Source organism: Pseudomonas viciae, from assembly GCF_004786035.1.
Classification (GTDB): domain Bacteria; phylum Pseudomonadota; class Gammaproteobacteria; order Pseudomonadales; family Pseudomonadaceae; genus Aquipseudomonas; species Aquipseudomonas viciae.
Genome location: NZ_CP035088.1, coordinates 4565473 through 4584805, shown reverse-complemented (window position 1 = coordinate 4584805; position 19333 = coordinate 4565473). Strand labels below are relative to the sequence as shown.

The 19333-nt window shown below is 64.4% G+C and carries 5 protein-coding genes (1 of these 5 cut by a window edge); 3 read left to right on the top strand and 2 right to left on the bottom strand.

The genetic code is table 11. The features are described from left to right. Window positions 1-79: 79 nt before the first annotated feature. Complete coding sequence (locus EPZ47_RS19840) at window positions 80-1213, bottom strand: cupin-like domain-containing protein (RefSeq protein WP_135846358.1); 1134 nt, start codon at window positions 1211-1213, stop codon at window positions 80-82. A 91-nt stretch (window positions 1214-1304) separates the two neighbouring features. Further along, complete coding sequence (gene tam, locus EPZ47_RS19835; RefSeq protein ID WP_135846357.1) at window positions 1305-2075, bottom strand: trans-aconitate 2-methyltransferase; 771 nt, start codon at window positions 2073-2075, stop codon at window positions 1305-1307. Window positions 2076-2220: 145 nt separating this feature from the next. Here tam and EPZ47_RS19830 point away from each other — a divergent pair, with 145 nt between their 5' ends. The 3 genes from EPZ47_RS19830 to EPZ47_RS19820 form a co-directional block, all read left to right on the top strand. After that, on the top strand, window positions 2221-2955 hold the full coding sequence (locus EPZ47_RS19830) for a thioesterase II family protein (protein WP_135846356.1): 735 nt from the start codon (window positions 2221-2223) through the stop codon (window positions 2953-2955). Between the two features lie 229 nt (window positions 2956-3184). Further along, on the top strand, window positions 3185-15619 hold the full coding sequence (locus tag EPZ47_RS19825; protein WP_135846355.1) for a non-ribosomal peptide synthetase: 12435 nt from the start codon (window positions 3185-3187) through the stop codon (window positions 15617-15619). Continuing rightward, a protein-coding gene (locus EPZ47_RS19820) for a non-ribosomal peptide synthase/polyketide synthase (RefSeq protein ID WP_135846354.1) crosses the window boundary here: on the top strand, window positions 15619-19333 show its 5' end (the start). The gene runs 9812 nt beyond the window's last position; the window shows 3715 of its 13527 coding nt (coding positions 1-3715); the start codon lies at window positions 15619-15621; its stop codon lies beyond the right edge, outside the window. The genes EPZ47_RS19825 and EPZ47_RS19820 overlap by 1 nt, the downstream gene beginning before the upstream one ends.

Here is a 19333-nt window from a genome sequence, read left to right as displayed (position 1 = left end):
TAGCACCTTGAACGGAGGGCCTTACCTGCTGACTGGCGTGAGGCGTGCAGAGTTCATTTAGGTGAAACAGTCTTCACCATTACCAACCCCGCCCCGAATTCACCCAGAAATTCACCGACAACGACGTGGACACCGACTCCACCTGATGAAACCAGCCTTCCGGCAGAAACAGCAAATCCCCGGCCCCCAGCGTCACCCGTATGAAAGTCACGTCGCGAGCGTTGGGGAAGCGTTGGTAGTCCGGCGCGTCCGGGTTGAAATCACAGCCGTCCAGCCCGCCCTGGGGCGCCGTGGACCAGGTGCCCAGGGCTTCGCGGTGATGCGGTGCGGCGAGGGTGAAGGTTTTCTCGCCCCAGACCTGGGCGAACAGGTTGTCGGTGTCATCGCGGTGCAGCGGCGTGAGGGTGCCCTTGGGGCCGATCCAGATACGCGGCGGGATGAACAGCGAGCGGTCGAAGTAGGGCGGGTACTCGATCTGCTCCATCAACTGCGCCGGCAGGATGTTGTTGCCCATGTAGGCCGGTGGTTCGCCGTCGGTGCCCTTGACCGCCGGGCTGTCCAGGGAGGCAATGAAATCGGCCATGGACGTGGAGCGGAAATCCCGCTCGGTGGAGAAGGTTTTCTTCACGTAGTCGCCGTGGCGGGTGATGCCTTGCAGCTCGGCAAAGTGCACCAGGGATTCTTCGCGGCTGAGCTTGAACAACGGCCAGTCCTGCAAGGCGTCGCTGATGACCAGCGGAATACCATGGGGCAAATAACGTGCTTGAAACTCCTGCACCGACAGCCCGCTGCGAGGCCGCCGCTCTACGCTGCGTTGGACCGGCAGGCTGGCGGTGAGTGCTTCGCTAAAGCGTGGCGGGGTAGGGTAGCGCTTGTTCATGTCGACCTTTTCCGCCACGCCACCGCCATGCCGGGCATGGTCGATGATCTGCGGCAGCAACGTCGCCAGGCCCATGTTACCGCCGATCTTCAGGCGCCCGCTGGCGAACAGTTCCTCGACATTGGCCATGCCGGCCATGATCCCGAGAAAGTCTTTTTCCGCCACTTCGATGGTCACATCAGGGCTGGTGTGCCGACCGGCTTGGGTGCGGCTGCTGGCCTTGACCTCGGACCAGTACGCCTGGTGCGGGCCGAACACGAATTGGAAAACGCCTTCGATACCAACGGCGCCGGCATTGGCGAACAGCTTGCCCAGGATGGTTTGCAGGTCCACGGCGGTCACTCTTGTGGGTTTTGGTCTTAGCAGGTAACGAGGGCCCGGATCAGAAATTTAGGCCCTCGTCGCTGCGTCATCGACCGTCGCCCTAACGCGTGGCGACCATGAATACCCGGGGAAACGGCAGCAGCACCGTCCCATCGTCCAGGGCCGGATAAGCCTGTTCGATCGCCTGGAGATAGCGCGCCAGGTACTGCTCGCGTTGGGCCTCATCCAGCGGCTCGAGAAAGGGCCGCAAGGCGCTGCCCTTGAACCATTCCATCACGCCCGCGGCACCCCCGGCCAGGGGGTGGTGGTAGGTGGTGCGCCACACATCGACGCGGCTGCAGTGGGGCTTGAGGATCGAGTAATACGTGCTGGGATCCTCCACCTCTGTGCGCGATTCAGCCGCCCCGGCCAGTTGGCTGGCCCAGGGACCGCTGGCGGCGATTTCCCGCATCAAGCGGTGGGAGGGCTGGTGCAGGGTGTCGGGCATCTGGATCGCCAGGCTGCCGCCGGGGGCGAGTTTGCCGATCAGCGCGGGCAGCAGGGTGGCGTGGTCGGGCAGCCATTGCAGCACGGCGTTGGCGAAGATCACGTCGAACGGCCCGGGTTCATCCCATTGGCCAATGTCCGCAGTGTCGAACGCCACGGCGGGCAAGCGTTTGCGTGCGGCGTCGATCATGTCGCTGGAACTGTCCAGGCCGCGCACCGTGGCACCGCTGAAATGTTCCACCAACAGCTCTGTGGAGTTGCCAGGGCCGCAACCCAGGTCGATCACCGAACGGGCCTGGGTGGGGGGGATGGCGGCGAGCAGGTCCCGGGACGGACGGGTGCGTTCCTGTTCGAAGGTGACGTATTGCTTGGCGGACCAGCCCATGGCGTTCTCCTGTGCGGCGCAGTGAGTCGAGGTGCGGCCAGTATAAGGTCGGACGAAGAAGATGGAGCGAACGTAACGGTTTTGACTAATTTTGTGGGTTACGATTTCGTTATCTTTCTTACACGACCGATCGGAGAAAACCGCAGTGACCCAACTGACCCTGCTGTGCCTGCCTTATTCCGGCGCCAGCGCGATGGTGTACAGCCGCTGGCGGCGCAAGTTGCCGCAATGGCTGCACGTGCAACCGGTGGAGCTGCCGGGACGCGGGGCGCGCTTCGACGAGCCGCTGCACACCGACATGGGCGCGTTGGCGATGCAACTGGCCCGGGAACTGCTCCCGTCGCTCCAGGCCCCTTATGCCTTGTTCGGCCACAGCCTGGGCGCGCTGCTGGCCTGCGAAATCGCCCATGCCCTGCGTGAGCTTGGCTGCCCGGAACCGGTGGCGCTGTTTGCCTCGGGCACTGCGGCGCCGACGATGCGAGCCGACTACGACCGGGGTTTCGCCGAGCCGAAAACCGACGCTGAATTGATCGAACAGTTGCGTACGCTTAACGGCACCAGCGAAGAGATATTGGCCAATGAAGAACTGATGGCCTTGACCCTGCCGATCCTGCGGGCCGATTTTCTGTTGTGCGGACGCTTCCAACCGCGAATTCGACCGCCGCTCAAGTGCCCGGTGCATGTGCTCGGCGGCACCACCGACAAGGCCACCACGGAGCAACTGATCGGCTGGCGCCGCGAAACGTCGGGCAGCTTTTCGGTAGACATGCTGGCGGGCGGGCACTTCTTTATCCATGAACACGAGGCCAAGGTGTTGCGGCTGATCAAGGATCAGTTGAGCGTGCATCAGCGGCGGCATGGGTTGGCCATCAGCGCCTGATTTGATTCCCCCGGCTTATTCAAATGCCGCTCCCACATTGGCTGGGGGGGGTTCGTCCCCTGTGGGAGCGAGCTTGCTCCCACATTTAGGGTCTGCCTCCTTCTGAACCCCCCGTTCTACTTCTCTTCCTGATACAAATTCTCAAACGCTAATTTTTCCGGTCTGCATTCGTTTTATAGGGACGACTTGCCTTTGTGCCTTGTGCCCACTGATTCCGGATACCCCAGAAATGAATGCTGAAGACGCCTTGAAACTTGCTCGCCGGTTTATCGGGTTGCCCCTGGACAAGCGCCGGATGTTCCTGGCGGCGTTGGCCAAGGAGGGCGTGGAGTTCAGCGGTTTTCCCATTCCCCAGGGCGTCGAGGCCGAGGATCGCCAGGCCTTGTCTTACGCCCAGCAGCGCATGTGGTTCCTCTGGCAACTGGAGCCCGACAGTGGCGCCTACAACCTCCCGGGAGCGGTGCGGCTCAAGGGCGCGCTGAACCTTTCGGCGCTGGAGCAAGCTTTCGCCAGCCTGGTGGCCCGGCATGAAACCCTGCGTACGGTGTTCCAGCGCCAGGCCGACGACAGCCTGTTACAGGTGCCGACCAGCGCGCCCCTGGAGATCGTCAAAACCGACTTCAGCCACTTGCCGGCTGCCGAGCGCGAGGAGGCGGTGCGCCGAGCCGCCGAGGAACAATCGCTGCGGCCCTTCGACCTGTCCAGCGGCCCCTTGCTGCGGGTGGAACTGCTCAAGCTCGATGACCGGGAGCACGTGCTGCTGCTGACCTTGCACCACATCGTCTCCGATGGCTGGTCGATGAACGTGCTGATCGACGAATTCATCCGTTTCTACGACGCCCATGAAGCGGGCGTTGCCCCGCAACTGGCCGATTTGCCGATCCAGTACAGCGACTATGCCCTGTGGCAGCGGCGCTGGCTGGAGGCCGGCGAGCTGCAGCGTCAACTCGATTACTGGCAAGCGCAACTGGGTGACGAGCACCCGGTGCTGGAGCTGCCAATCGACTATCCGCGCCCGGTGCTGCCGAGTTATCGCGGTCGTCGCTTGGAGCATGTGGTGGAGGCCGCGCTGGTCGAGCAACTGCGCGGCGTTGCCCGGCAGCACGGGGTCACGTTGTTCATGCTGCTGCTGGGGACTTTCAATATCCTGCTGCACCGTTACACCGGACAAGACGACCTGCGGGTCGGCGTGCCGATCGCCAACCGCAACCGCCGGGAAATCGAAGGGCTGATCGGTTTCTTCGTCAACACCCAGGTGTTGCGGGTGCAACTGGACGGCCAGGCCCGCCTCGGCGATCTGCTGCGGGACATCAAGGAAACCGCCCTTGGTGCCCAGGCCCACCAGGATCTGCCCTTCGAACGGCTGGTCGAGGCGCTGAAGCTTGAGCGCAGCCTGAGCTACAACCCGTTGTTCCAGGTGATGTACAACCACCAGCCGGAAGTGGCCGATGTCACCACGCTGAAAGTCGGCAGCGGCCTGGAGTTGGGCGTCATCGAGTGGGAGTCCCGCAGCACTCAGTTCGACTTGAGCCTGGACACCTATGAAAAGGGCGGGCACTTGCACGCGGCGTTCACCTACGCCAGTGACTTGTTCAACCCCGAAACCATCGAGCGCATGGCCCGGCACTGGACGTTGCTGTTGCGCAACATCGCCGACGACCCGCAGCAGCGTGTCGGTGAACTGGCCTTGTTGGCGCCCACCGAATATCGCCAGTTGGTGACCGATTGGGCGCGCCACGACACGACCTGGCCGAGCGAGCGTCCGGTGCATGAACTGTTCGAGGCGCAAGCTGAGCGCAGCCCGGACGCCATCGCCTTGATCTGCGATGGACAACGATTGACCTATGGCCAGCTCAACGCCCGATCCAATCGTCTGGCGCGCACGTTGGTGGCGGCGGGTGTCGGTCCTGACGTGTTGGTGGGCATCGCCGTCGACCGGAGCCTGGAGCTGGTGGTCGCCATTCTTGCCGTGCTCAAGGCCGGCGGTGCGTACGTGCCGCTGGACCCCCAGTACCCGGCTGATCGCCTGCGGTTCATGATCGAGGACAGCGCCAGCCGTTTGCTCCTGAGCCAAAGCCATTGGCTTGAGCGCCTGCCTGTGCCCGCTGGCGTACGTTGCCTGTGCCTGGATCAGGCCGAGTCCTGGGAGAACGCTGAGCCCGGCAATCTGCAACGCAAGGTGTGGGCCGAGAGCCTGGCCTACGTGATGTTCACCTCCGGCTCGACCGGGCGGCCGAAAGGCGTCGGCATCAGCCACGGCGCGCTGAGCAAGCATGCGTTCGCCTCGCAGCACTATTACGGCTTGAGCAGTGCCGATTGCGTGCTGCAATTCGCCACGTTCAACTTCGATGCCTTTGGCGAGCAGTTGTTCGGCCCGCTGACCTGCGGCGCCGCGGTGCTGCTGCGTGGCAACGAGGTGTGGGACAGCGAAACCCTGTACCGTCAGATCGTCGAGCAGAGCATCACGGTCATGGACTTGACCACCGCCTACTGGAACATGATCGCCAAGGAGTTCGCCGCTGCCGGCCCGCGTGACTACGCGGCGCTGCGCCAGGTGCACAGCGGTGGTGAAGCCATGCCACCCGAAGGCGTGCAGGCCTGGCGCCGGGCCGGGCTTGAGCAGGTCAAACTGCTCAACACCTACGGCCCGACCGAAGCCACGGTCACCGCCACTACTCTTGATTGCAGCGATTACGTCTTCAATCGCCGACCACTGCCGCTGACCCTGCCCATTGGTCAACCGCTGCCAGGCCGGCACACCTATCTGCTGGATGCGCACCTTGAGCCCACCCCGGTGGGGGTGATTGGCGAGCTGCTGATTGGCGGCGAGTTGCTGGCGCGCGGTTACTTCCAACGCCCGGGCTTGACCGCCGAACGGTTCATCCCTGATCCGTTTTCCACCACCGGCGCGCGCCTGTATCGCACCGGCGACCTGGCGCGTTTCAACACCTCTGGCCAGATCGAATACGTCGGTCGCGTTGACCATCAAGTGAAGATCCGTGGTTTGCGCATCGAGCTGGGGGAAGTCGAAGCACGCCTGCTGGAGCTGGATGCGGTCAGCGAAACCGTCGTGCTGGCGGTGCAGGGCGGCAGCAGCCTGCAGTTGGTGGGTTATGTGGTGCCCAAGGACGCGTCGCTGGTGTCGGCCTCGGCCGAGGAACAGAGCACGGCGCGGGAAATCCTGAAGGTGCAACTCAAGGACAGCCTGCCGGATTACATGGTGCCAACCCAGTTGCTGTTCCTCGGGCAGTTGCCGCTGAGCCCCAACGGCAAGCTTGACCGCAAGGCCTTGCCTTCAGTCGATGCCAGCCAGTTGCAGCAGGCCTTTATCGCGCCCCGCAGCGAACTGGAGCGCGGCATCGCGGCTATTTGGCAGGACGTGCTCAAGCTGGAGCAGGTCGGCCTGACCGACAACTTTTTCGAACTGGGCGGCGACTCGATCATCTCGATCCAGGTGGTCAGCCGCTCGCGGCAGGCCGGGATCCATTTCACCCCCCGTGACCTGTTCCAGCATCAAACCGTACAAGGCCTGGCGAGCGTCGCGCAGCAGGGCGGCAGTGGGCGGGTCATCGATCAGGGACCGGTCATTGGCGAGCTGCCGTTGCTGCCCATCCAGCAGGTGTTTTTCGAGGACGCCATTGCCCAGCGTCACCACTGGAACCAGGCCGTCCTGTTGCGCAGCCATCTAGCGTTGCAGGCACCAGCGTTGCTACAGGCCCTCAACGCACTGCTGGCGCATCACGATGCCTTGCGTTCGCGCTTCATCGAAACCCCGGCGGGCTGGCGTGCCGAGGTGGCGCCGATCGCGGTCGACCCTGAGCTGCTGTGGACGGCGGACAACCTGAGCGCTGCCGAGCTGGAAGACCTCTGTGCCAAGGCCCAGCGCAGCCTCGATCTGCAAAATGGCCCACTGCTGCGGGCGGTGCTGGCGAGCATGGCCGATGGCAGCCAGCGTCTGCTATTGGCCGTGCACCACCTGGCCGTGGACGGTGTGTCGTGGCGCATCCTGCTGGAAGATCTGCAACGGACTTATCAACAGGCCAGTGCCGGCGGCGCCATCAAGTTGCCGGCCAAGACCAGTGCCTACAAGGCCTGGGGCGAACAGCTGCAGGCCTACGCCAGCAGTGAAAACGTGCAGGCTGAACTGACGTTCTGGCAGCAGCAACTGCAAGGCGCTGTGGTCGATCTGCCGTGGGATAACCCTCAAGGCAGCCGGCAAAGCCGCTACGCTAAAGTGCTGCACAGCCGTCTCGACAAAACCCTCACCCAGCAACTGCTGCAACAGGCTCCCGCGGCGTATCGCACTCAGGTCAACGACTTGCTGCTGACCGCCCTGGCGCGGGTGATCTGCCGCTGGACCGGGCAGGCCGACACCCTGATCCAACTGGAAGGCCATGGCCGCGAAGAGTTGTTCAGCGACGTCGATCTGACCCGCACGGTCGGCTGGTTCACCAGTTTGTTCCCCGTGCGCCTGACCCCGGCCGATGGCGTGGGTGCCGCCATCAAGCAGATCAAGGAACAGTTGCGGGCGATCCCGAACAAGGGCATCGGTTTCGGTGTGCTGCGCTACCTCGGCGACGACACCGCACAGGCCCGTCTCAAGGCCTTGCCGTTGCCGTGCATCACCTTCAATTACCTCGGCCAGTTCGATGGCAGTTTCGATGCCCGGGAGGGGGCGTTGTTCAGCCCGGCGGGCGAAAGCGCTGGGCTCGAGCAGAGCCTTGATGCGCCGCTGGACAACTGGCTGGGCATCGAGGGCCAGGTCTACGACGGCGAGCTCGACTTGCGTTGGACGTTCAGCCATGAGCAATTCAACGAGGCGACCATCACCCGTCTGGCCGATGACTATGCCCGCGAACTGGGAGCGTTGATTGGCCATTGCTGCTCGGTCGATGCCATGGGCGCTACGCCGTCGGACTTCCCGCTGGCACGCATCACTCAGGCGCAGTTGGATGCGATCCCGGTGCCGGCTGCCGCTATCGAAGACATTTATCCCCTGTCGCCGATGCAGCAGGGCATGCTGTTTCACACCCTCTACGAGCAGGGCACCGGCACCTACATCAACCAGTTGTGCGTGGATGTCGATGGCCTGGACCCCGAGCGTTTCCGCGCGGCGTGGCAGGCAACCGTGGACGCCCATGAGATCCTGCGCAGCGGTTTCATCTGGCAGGGCGAGTTGCAAGAGCAGTTGCAGATCATCCACCGCCGTCTGGCGCTGCCCTACACCTTGCTCGATTGGCGCGGCCGTCATGACGCCGCCCAGGCCCTCGAGGATTTCATTGCCGCTGACCTGGCCAAGGGCTTCGACCTGACCCAGGCCGGGCTGCTGCGGGTCACGCTGATTCAGTTGAGCGATGAGCGTCATCACCTGATCTTCACCAACCACCATATCCTGATGGACGGCTGGAGCAGCGCGCAGATGCTCGGCGAAGTCCTGCAGCGTTATGCCGGTCAACAGCCGCCGCGCCCGGTCAGCCGCTATGCCGATTACATCCAGTGGCTGCAGCGTCAGGACGCCGCCCTCAGCGAAGCGTTCTGGCTGGAGCAACTGGCCGATCTGCAGGAGCCGACCGTGCTGGCAAACGCCGCCGCGGCGAGTGCAGAAGTGCGCAGCGAAAGCGCTCATGCGCTCAAGCATTACACGCTGGACGCGCCGCGCACGGAACGGCTCAACGCGTTCGCCCGCCAGCAGAAAGTCACCGTCAACACCCTGGTGCAAGCGGCGTGGCTGTTGCTGTTGCAGCGTTACACCGGCAGCGCCTGCGTGGCGTTCGGCACCACCGTGGCCGGGCGGCCGGCGGAGCTGGTGGGCATCGAGCAGCAGGTCGGCCTGTTCATCAACACCTTGCCGGTGATCGCCGGCTCGCGTCCGGACCAGACGGTCGCGGCCTGGCTGGCCGCCGTGCAGGCGCAGAACCTGAGCCTGCGCGAGTTCGAGCACACGCCGCTGGCGAGCATCCAGCGCTGGGCAGGGCAGGGCGGTGGCGCGCTGTTCGACAGCCTGCTGGTGTTCGAGAACTTCCCGATTTCCGCGGCGTTGCAACGCGGCACCGCCCAAGGTGTGGTGTTCGGCGAAGTCGCCAACCAGGATCAGACGCACTACCCGCTGACCCTGGGCGTGACCTTGGGCGAGACGCTGGCGCTGCACATGAGTTTCGATCAGGCGCATTTCAGCGTCGCAACCATCGAGCGCTTGAGCGCGCAACTGCTGCACCTGCTGGAGCGGTTTGCCGACTCCGCCGAGCGTCGCCTCGGCGAGATCGCCCTGGCCGATGACGAGGAGCACAGGGCGCAACAGGCTGCCAACCACCCGCAGCCATACCCGACCGACATCGCCGTACACCAGCGCATCGCCCATTTGGCGGCGCTAAAACCGCACAGCACGGCGGTGATCTTCGACGGTCAGCGCTTCAGCTATGGCGAGATCGACCGCCGGGCCAACCAACTGGCCCACGCGCTGATTGCCCGTGGCGTGGGCCCGGAAACCCGGGTCGGCGTGGCCCTGCCGCGCAGCGAAGGGGTGATTGTCGCGCTACTGGCGGTGCTCAAGGCCGGCGCTGCCTACGTGCCGTTGGACACCAGCTACCCCCGTGAACGCCTGGCCTACCTGATCGAGGATTCGGGGCTGGCGCTGTTGCTCACCGATTCCCGGGTGTCGGCGCAACTTCCCCTGGAAGCCGCTGCCCAGGTGCTGGAGCTCGATCGCCTGGACCTGAGCCTGCAACCGGCGGATGCACCGTCGATCACCGTCGATCCGCAGAACCTCGCCTACGTGATCTACACCTCCGGCTCCACCGGCAACCCCAAAGGCGTGAGCGTGGCCCATGGTCCGCTGGCGATGCACTGCCAGGCCATCGGCGAACGTTATGAAATGCAGAGCAGCGATTGCGAATTCCATTTCATGTCCTTCGCCTTCGACGGTGCCCATGAGCGCTGGCTCACCAGCCTGACCCACGGTGCTTCGCTGCTGATTCGCGATGACAGCCTGTGGACCCCGGAGCAGACCTACAACGCGATGCGCGAGCACGGCGTGACGGTGGTGGCGTTCCCGCCGGTGTACCTGCAACAACTGGCCGAACACGCCGAACGCGAGGGCAACCCGCCGAAAGTGCGCATCTACTGCTTCGGCGGTGATGCGGTGCCCAATGCCAGTTTCGAGCGGGTCAAGCGCGCCCTGGATCCGGACTTCATCATCAACGGCTACGGCCCGACCGAAACCGTGGTCACGCCGCTGATCTGGAAGGCCGGCCGTGACGTGGCGTGTGGCGCCGCGTATGCACCCATCGGCAGCCGAATTGGCGACCGCAGTGCCTACGTGTTGGACGCTGACCTGAACCTGCTGCCCCAAGGCATGGCCGGTGAACTGTACTTGGGCGGCAGTGGGCTGGCCCGGGGTTACCTGAACCGTCCGGGCCTGACCGCCGAGCGCTTTGTCGCGGATCCGTTCAGCGCTGCAGGCGGCTTGCTGTACCGCACCGGCGACCTGGTGCGCCAGCGCGCCGACGGCACGTTCGATTACCTCGATCGCATCGACAACCAAGTGAAGATCCGTGGCTTCCGCATCGAGCTGGGTGAAGTCGAAGCCAGCCTGCAAGCCCTCGAGGGCGTGCGCGAAGCGGTGGTGGTGGCTCAGGAAGGGGCTGCTGGTAGCGGCAAGCGCCTGGTTGCCTATGTGGTGGCCGATGCACCCGCGCCGAAGGATTTTGCCGAGCACCTGCGCGAACAGCTCAAGGCGACCTTGCCGGCGCATATGGTCCCGGCCTATCTGCTGCTGCTCGACCGCCTGCCGCTGACCCCCAACGGCAAGCTCGACCGCAAGAACCTGCCCAAGCCCGACGTCAGCCACTTGCAGCACACCTACGTAGCGCCGCGCAGCCAGCTGGAGCAGCAACTGGCGTCGATCTGGCAGGACGTGCTCAAGCTCGAGCAAGTTGGCCTGCGGGATAACTTCTTCGAACTGGGCGGCGATTCCATCGTCTCGATCCAGGTGGTCAGTCGCGCCCGGCTGGTGGGTATTCACTTCACGCCGAAGGATCTGTTTCAACACCAGACCATTGAGGCCCTGGCTGCCGTGGCGCAGACCGGCGCACCGCTGCAAGCGATCGACCAGCAACCGGTGACCGGCGAAACCGCGCTGCTGCCGATTCATCAGTGGTTCTTCGCCCAGCCGGTCCCTGGCCGTCATCACTGGAACCAATCGGTGATGCTCAAGCCGACCCAGGCGCTGGATGCCCAGGCGCTGGAGCGGGCCCTGGGCGCGCTGGTCGCGCACCACGACAGCTTGCGCCTGGACTTTATCGAGCAGGACGAAGGCTGGACCGCGCGTTATCGCGAGGTCGAGGCGCAGGTCGCCGGCACGCTGCTGTGGCAAGCCGACGTCGCCGATCTCGCCGAGCTGGAAGTGCTGGGCAATCAGGCCCAGCGCAGCCTGCAACTGGACGGCGGGTCGCTGATCCGTGGGCTGCTGGCGAACCTCGCCAACGGCACGCAGCGGTTGCTGCTGATCGTCCATCACCTGGTGGTGGACGGTGTGTCCTGGCGGATTCTGTTCGAAGACCTGCAAAGCGCCTATCGCCAGACCCTGGCGGGCACCGCGGTGCAACTGCCGGCCAAGACCAGCGCGGTCAAAGCCTGGGCTGCAGCGTTGCAGGACTACGCCGCCAGCGCGCCCTTGCAGGCCGAGCTGGGCTTTTGGCAGCAACAGTTGCAAGGCGCCGCGGCGGGGTTGCCGTGGGACAATCCCCAGGGCGGCCAGCAGCATAGCCAAGCCGTGACGATTCGCACGGCACTGAATAAAACCCTCACTCGGCAACTGTTGCAGCAAGCCCCGGCGGCCTATCGCACCCAGGTCAACGACCTGTTGCTGACCGCACTGGCGCGGGTGATGGTGCGCTGGACCGGCGCGGACAGTGTCTGGGTGCAGCTCGAAGGTCACGGTCGTGAAGATCTGTTCGCCCACGTCGACCTCAGCCGTACCGTCGGCTGGTTCACCAGCCTGTTCCCCGCGAAACTGACCCCGGCTGCCGATCTTGGCGCCTCGCTCAAGCAGATCAAGGAACAACTGCGCGCCATCCCCAACAAGGGCATTGGCTTTGGTGCCTTGGCGCACCTGGGTGATGAACATGCGCGTCAAACCCTGCAAGGCTTGGCGAAACCGCAACTGACTTTCAACTACCTCGGTCAGTTCGACGGCAGTTTCGATGGCGCCGATGATGCCTTGTTCGTGCCGACCACTGAGCGTGGCGGCGAAGAAGTGAACATGCAGGGGCCGCTGGGCAGTCCGCTGGCCCTCGACGGCCAAGTGTTCGGCGGCGAGCTGGACTTGAGCTGGACCTTCAGCGAGGACCTGTTCAACGCCGCGACCATCCAGCGCCTGGCCGATGACTACGTGCAAGAACTCACGGCGCTCATCGCCCATTGCTGCGACCACCACAGCGGTGGCGTGACGCCGTCGGATTTTCCCTTGGCGCGGCTGACCCAGGCGCAACTGGACACACTGGTCCCACACCCCCAGGCCATCGATGACCTCTACCCGCTGTCGCCGATGCAGCAGGGCATGCTCTTTCATACCTTGCTCGAACAGGGCGGCGACTACATCAACCAACTGCGCCTCGACGTCGAAGGCGTCGATCCGCAACGCTTCCGGGCGGCCTGGCAAGCGGCGGTCGATGCCCATGACATTCTGCGCAGCGGCTTCTTCTGGCAGGGCGATCTGGCGCAGCCGGTGCAGATCGTCCAGCGCCGGGTCGAGGTGCCGTTCCGTGTGCTCGACTGGAGCGGGCATGCCGACCTTGATGGCGCCCTGCAAACCCTGGCTGATGAAGAACGTGCCCAAGGCGTGGACCTGACCCAGGCGCCGCTGATGCGCCTGGTGCTGGTGCGCACCGCCACGGATCGTCATCACCTGATCTACACCAACCATCACATCCTGATGGATGGTTGGAGCAGCGCGCAGCTGCTCGGCGAAGTCTTGCAGCACTACCGGGGTGACGCCGTGGCCCGTCCGTCCGGTCGTTATCGCGATTACATTGCCTGGCTGCAACGCCAGGACGCGGCCACCAGCGAAGCGTTCTGGACGCCTGCGTTGCAACGCCTGGAGACCCCGACGCGCCTGGCCGACGTCATGCCGAAGCCGGCGCAGGCCGATGGCGGTTATGGTGATCACAAGCAGGTGCTGGACGAAACGCTGACCCGCCGCCTGGAGGTCTTCGCCCGTGCCTCGAAAGTCACCGTCAACACCTTGGTGCAGGCGGCATGGCTGCTGCTGTTGCAGCGTTACACCGGCAAAGACACCGTGGCCTTCGGCGCAACGGTGGCCGGGCGCCCGGCGGATCTGCCGGGCATCGAGCAGCAGATCGGTCTGTTCATCAACACCTTGCCGGTGATCGCCAGCCCGCGGGCCGAGCAGTCCCTGGACAGTTGGTTGCAAGCGGTGCAAGGGCAGAACCTGGCGCTGCGGGAGTTCGAGCACACCGCGTTGCTGGACATCCAGCGCTGGGCCGGGCAGGGCGGTGAAGCGCTGTTCGACAGCCTGTTGGTGTTCGAGAACTACCCGATTGCCCAGGCCCTGGAGCGGGGCGCGCCGGACGGCCTGCGCTTCGGCCCGGTGGCCACCCAGGAGCAGACCAACTACCCGTTGACGCTGTTGGTGGGCCTGGATCGGCAGTTGTCAGTGCACATGAGCTACCAGCGGGCCAGTTTTGCGCCCGCCAGCGTGGCGCGCCTGGCGGCGCATCTGACCCAACTGTTGGGGCAGATGACCGCCGATGGCGAGCGCTGCCTGGGTGAGCTGTCGATGCTTGAGTTCGATGAGCATCAGCGCCTGACCCATGACTGGAACCCGGTTGACGCACCGTTCGAGCAAGCGCTGTGCATTCACCAGATGATTGCGCGTCAGGTTCAAGCCACGCCAGAGGCCCAGGCGGTGACCTTCGCCAACACGCGTCTGAGCTACCGCGAACTGGACGCTCACGCCAATCGCCTGGCCCATAAGCTCATCGAACTTGGGGTGGGCCCGGAAGTGCGAGTGGGCGTGGCAATGCCGCGCTCCGAGCAGTTGCTGATCGCCTTGCTGGCGGTGCTCAAGGCCGGTGGCGCCTACGTGCCGCTGGACCCGGACTACCCGGCCGAACGCGTGGCCTACATGCTCGACGACAGCCGTGCGCGAGTGCTGCTGACTGAACACGCGGTGGCGGCGACGCTGAGCGTTCCGGCCGAGACCGTTGTGTTGCTGCTCGATCAGCTCGACTTGACGCACTACCCGCTGAACGCCCCGCACACCCAGGTCACCCCAGACAACCTCGCCTACGTGATCTACACCTCCGGCTCCACCGGCAAGCCCAAGGGCGTGGCGATTGCCCATCGCAACGTGCTGGCGCTGATCGACTGGTCCAAATCGGTCTACAGCCGCGATGACATTCAGGGCGTGTTGGCCTCGACGTCGGTGTGCTTCGATCTGTCGGTGTGGGAGCTGTTCGTGACCCTGGCCAACGGCGGCTCGCTGATCATCGCCCGCAACGCGCTGGAGTTGCCGCAGCTGCCGGCCCGGGATCAGGTGCGCCTGATCAACAGCGTGCCCTCGGCCATCGCCGCGTTGCAGCGCAACGGTGATATTCCGGCCAGCGTGCGCATCATCAACCTGGCCGGTGAGCCCTTGAAGCAAAGTTTGGTGGACGCCCTGTACTGTGGGAGCGAGCACGTCTACGACCTCTACGGCCCTTCGGAAGACACCACCTATTCCACCTGGACCCGCCGTACTGCTGGCGGTACGGCAAACATCGGCCGGCCCCTCAAGCACACCGCCAGCTACCTGCTGGACGCCGACCTGCAAGCGGTGCCCCAAGGCGTATCGGCGGAGTTGTACCTGAGCGGCGCGGGCATCACCCGGGGCTACCTTGGCCGCGCTGCGATGACCGCCGAGAAGTACGTACCCAACCCGTTTTCCACAAATGGCGAACGCCTCTACCGCACGGGTGACCTGTGCCGTTATCGCGCCGATGGCGTGCTCGAATACCAGGGCCGCATCGACCATCAGGTGAAGATCCGCGGCTTCCGTATCGAGCTGGGGGAAATCGAAGCGCGGTTGCTGCAGCAAGCCGAGGTGCGTGAGGTGGCCGTCCTGGCCCAGGACGCAGCAGGCGGCCAGCAACTGGTGGCCTACGTGGTCGCCCCGGCGCTGAACCTGGATGCCACCGAAGCCCAACGTGCACTGCGCGATCAACTCAAGGCCGGGCTCAGGGAGCACTTGCCCGACTACATGATTCCGGCGCACCTGCTGTTCCTCGATCAGTTGCCCCTGACCCCCAACGGCAAGCTCGACCGCAAGGCGCTGCCGGGCGTGGAGACTGGCCTGTTGCAGGCCGGTTATGTCGCGCCGGCCAGTGAACTTGAACAGCAGGTCGCGGCGATCTGGGCCGAGGTGCTCACGGTGGAACGCGTGGGCTTGCACGATCACTTCTTCGAGCTGGGCGGCCATTCGCTGCTGGCGGTCAATGCCGTCTCGCGCCTGGCCCTCGAACTGGGGCTGACGCTGACCCCGCAACTGATATTCCAGCACCCCGTCCTGAAGGATTTTGTCGCGCAACTGGACACCGGGGACGGGCCAATCAATGAACAGAAACTGAACAAGCTGGAAGCCCTGCTTGATGAAATGGAGGAAGTCTGATGGATAAGAGTGTTGCTTTGAGGATTGCCAAGCGCTTTATCACTCTGCCGCTGGACAAACGCAGGCTGTACCTGGAGAAGATGCTCGAAGAGGGCGTCTCGCCGGCCAACTTGCCCATTCCCGAGGTCCGTGGCGGGTTCGAAGACGTCCCGCTTTCCTACGCCCAGGAACGCCAGTGGTTCCTGTGGCAGATGGATCCGCACAGCTCGGCTTATCACATTCCGAGTGCCCTGCGCCTCAAAGGGCAGTTGGACGTGCCGGCCCTGGAGCGCAGCTTCAACGCCCTGGTCGAGCGTCACGAGAGCTTGCGCACCACCTTCATCGAGCGCGGTGAGCAAGCCGTGCAGGTCATCCATCCGCAAATGCCTTTGTCTATTGCGCTGGAGGCGTTGCCCGCCGGTTCGCCGGCCAGCCAGGACGAGAGCATCAAGGCTTTCGTCGAACGCGAAATCGCCCACCCGTTCGATCTGCGCCAAGGACCGTTGCTGCGGGTTTCGTTGTTGAAAATCGCCGAGGACGATCACGTGCTGGTGCTGATCCAGCACCACATCATTGCCGATGGCTGGTCGATGCAGGTGCTGGTGGATGAGCTGGTCCGCCACTACGCCGCTGACACGGCCGGCGAGTCGCTGGCGTTGCCGGAATTGACGGTGCAATACGCCGACTATGCGATCTGGCAGCGCCACTGGCTCGAGGCCGGTGAGCGTGAGCGCCAGTTGGCCTATTGGCTCCAGACTTTGGGTGGCGAACAGCCGGTGCTGGAGTTGCCGTTCGATCATCCGCGCCCGCCCGTGCAAAGTTTTCGCGGTGCGCGCCTGGACTTGAACCTGCCGCCGCAATTGGGGGCAGCGCTCAAGCAACTGGCCCAGCGCCAAGGGGCGAGCCTGTTCATGGTGCTGCTGGCCTCGTTCCAGGCTTTGTTGCACCGCTACAGCGGCCAGCCGCAGATCCGCGTCGGCGTGCCGGTGGCCAACCGCAACCGGGTCGAGACCGAGGGCCTGATCGGCTTTTTCGTCAACACCCAGGTGCTCAACGCCCATGTCGATGGGCAACTGCCGTTCGAACGCTTGCTCGATCAGGTCAAGCAGTCGGCCATGGCGGCCCAGGCGCATCAGGACTTGCCATTCGAGCAGTTGATCCAGGCCCTGCAACCGGAACGCAGCCTCAGCCACAGTCCGATCTTCCAGGTCATGTTCAACCATCAGACCTCGGGTGCTGCCCAGGTCCGGCAGATGCACTTGCCGCAGCTGGGCATCGAAGACCTGGTGTGGGAAGGGCGCACCGCCCAGTTCGATTTGACCTTGGGCACTTATGAAACCGAGCAGGGCGTCGCCGCGGAACTGACCTACGCCACCGACCTGTTCGAACCGCAGACCATCGAACGCCTGGCCCATCACTGGCAGAACCTGCTGCAAGGTATCGTCGCTGTGCCGCAGCAACGGATCGGCGAGTTGCCGTTGCTCGACAGCGCCCAGCAGCGTCTGACGCAGCAGGACTGGCGCCGTGAGGTCGATCATGGCCCCGCGACGTGTGTGCATCAGCGCATCGCCGAACGGGCCCGCGTGACCCCGGACGCACTGGCGCTGACCATCGATGGACAAGCCCTGACCTACGGGCAACTGGACGCGCGGGCCAACCAGCTCGCCCACCGCTTGCTTGCCTTGGGTGTGACGCCGGACCAGCGCGTGGGCATCGCTGTGGAGCGCAGCGTCGAGATGATTGTCGGCCTGCTGGCGATCCTCAAGTCCGGCGGCGCCTATGTGCCGCTGGACCCGGCGTACCCCGAGGATCGCCTGGCCTACATGATTGAGGACAGCGGCATCGAACTGCTGCTGACCCAGGCCCGTTTGCAGACGGTATTACCGATTCCGCCAACCCTGCAAACCCTGTTGCTGGACCAGCCCGACGCCGCGTTGCAGGAGGCACCGCACACTTGCCCGGCGGTGCCGCTGAGCGCCGAACACCTGGCCTACGTGATCTACACCTCCGGCTCCACCGGCAGACCCAAGGGCGTGATGGTGCGCCATGGCGCGCTGAGCAATTTCGTCACCAGCATGATTGCCCAACCCGGCCTGGCGGCCAGTGATCGCATGCTGTCGCTGACGACGTTTTCCTTCGATATTTTTGGCCTGGAGATCTACGGGCCCCTGTCGGCGGGGGCCAGCGTGGTGCTGACCGGCCAGAACGTCCACCAGGATCCGCAAGCGGTGCTGGCGCTGATTGAGCGTCACGACGTGACCGTGCTGCAAGCCACGCCTTCGAGCTGGCGCATGCTGTTGGATCATGAGCACGCTGCGCTGCTGACCGGGCGCACTTTCCTGTGTGGCGGCGAGGCATTGCCCCAAGAGTTGGCGCAACGACTCCTGGCGCTGTCGCCGAAGGTCTGGAACCTCTACGGTCCGACCGAAACCACGATCTGGTCGGCGCTGCATCCTTTGAACCGCGAAAGCAGCCGTCCGTACCTCGGCAAGCCCCTGGACAACACCGCGTTGTACGTCGTCGGCAGCGACCTGACACTCAACCCGCCCGGCGCGCCGGGTGAGCTGCTGATCGGTGGCGACGGCCTGGCGCGCGGTTACTTCCAACGCCCGGCCCTGACCGCCGAACGTTTTGTGCCGGACCCGTTCTCCACCACCGGCGAGCGGCTGTACCGCACCGGCGACCTGACTCGCTATCGGGCCGAAGGCGTGGTCGAGTACATCGGCCGCATCGACCATCAGGTCAAGATTCGCGGCTTGCGCATCGAGCTGGGGGAAATCGAAGCGGCGCTGTTGGCCCAGGACAGCGTGCGGGAAACCGTGGTGGTGGCCCATGACGGCCCGACCGGTGCGCAACTGGTGGGTTACGTGGTGCCCGCGACCGGAGAAGTAGTGGACGAGTCTGCGTTACGCGCTTCGCTCAAAGCTGCGCTCAAGGCGCAACTGCCCGAGTACATGGTCCCGGCGCACCTGCTGTTCCTGGCGCAACTGCCGTTGACGCCCAACGGCAAGGTCGATCGCAAGGCGCTGCCGGCTCCCGACGTCGGCGATTTGCAACAGGAATACGTGGCACCGCGCAGTCAACATGAGCAACAGGTGGCAGCGATTTGGCAGGAGGTGCTCAAGCTTGAGTGGGTCGGGCTGGAGGACAACTTTTTCGAATTGGGCGGGCACTCGCTGTTGGTCACCCAGGTGGTTTCGCGAATCCGCCGGATACTGGGGATCGAGGTGCCGCTGCGCAGCCTGTTCGAGCACGGCACGTTGCGCGATTTCGTCAATGCCTTCGACCTCGGCCAAGCTGAACAACCATTGGCGATGGTGCCGGTGTCCCGTGACCAGCCGCTGCCGCTGTCGTTTGCCCAGGAGCGCCAGTGGTTCCTGTGGAAAATGGACCCCGACAGCGCCGCCTACAACATTCCCACCGCGCTGCGGCTGCGCGGGGCGCTGGACAAAATCGCCCTGCGCCGCAGTTTTGAAGCCCTGGTGGCGCGTCACGAAAGTTTGCGCACCCTGTTTGTGGAGAACGATGGCGGCACCTGCCAGGTGATCCGTGCGCAAGGGCAGGTCGACTTCGTCGAACGGCGCCTGGCCGGCGAGGATGAGGCCAATGTCCAGGCCTTCATCGAACAGCAGATGCAAGCCCCGTTCGATCTCTTGAACGATGCGCTGCTGCGCGTGGCGTTGCTGGAATTGGGTGAGCAGGAGCACATTCTGGTGCTGACCCTGCATCACATCG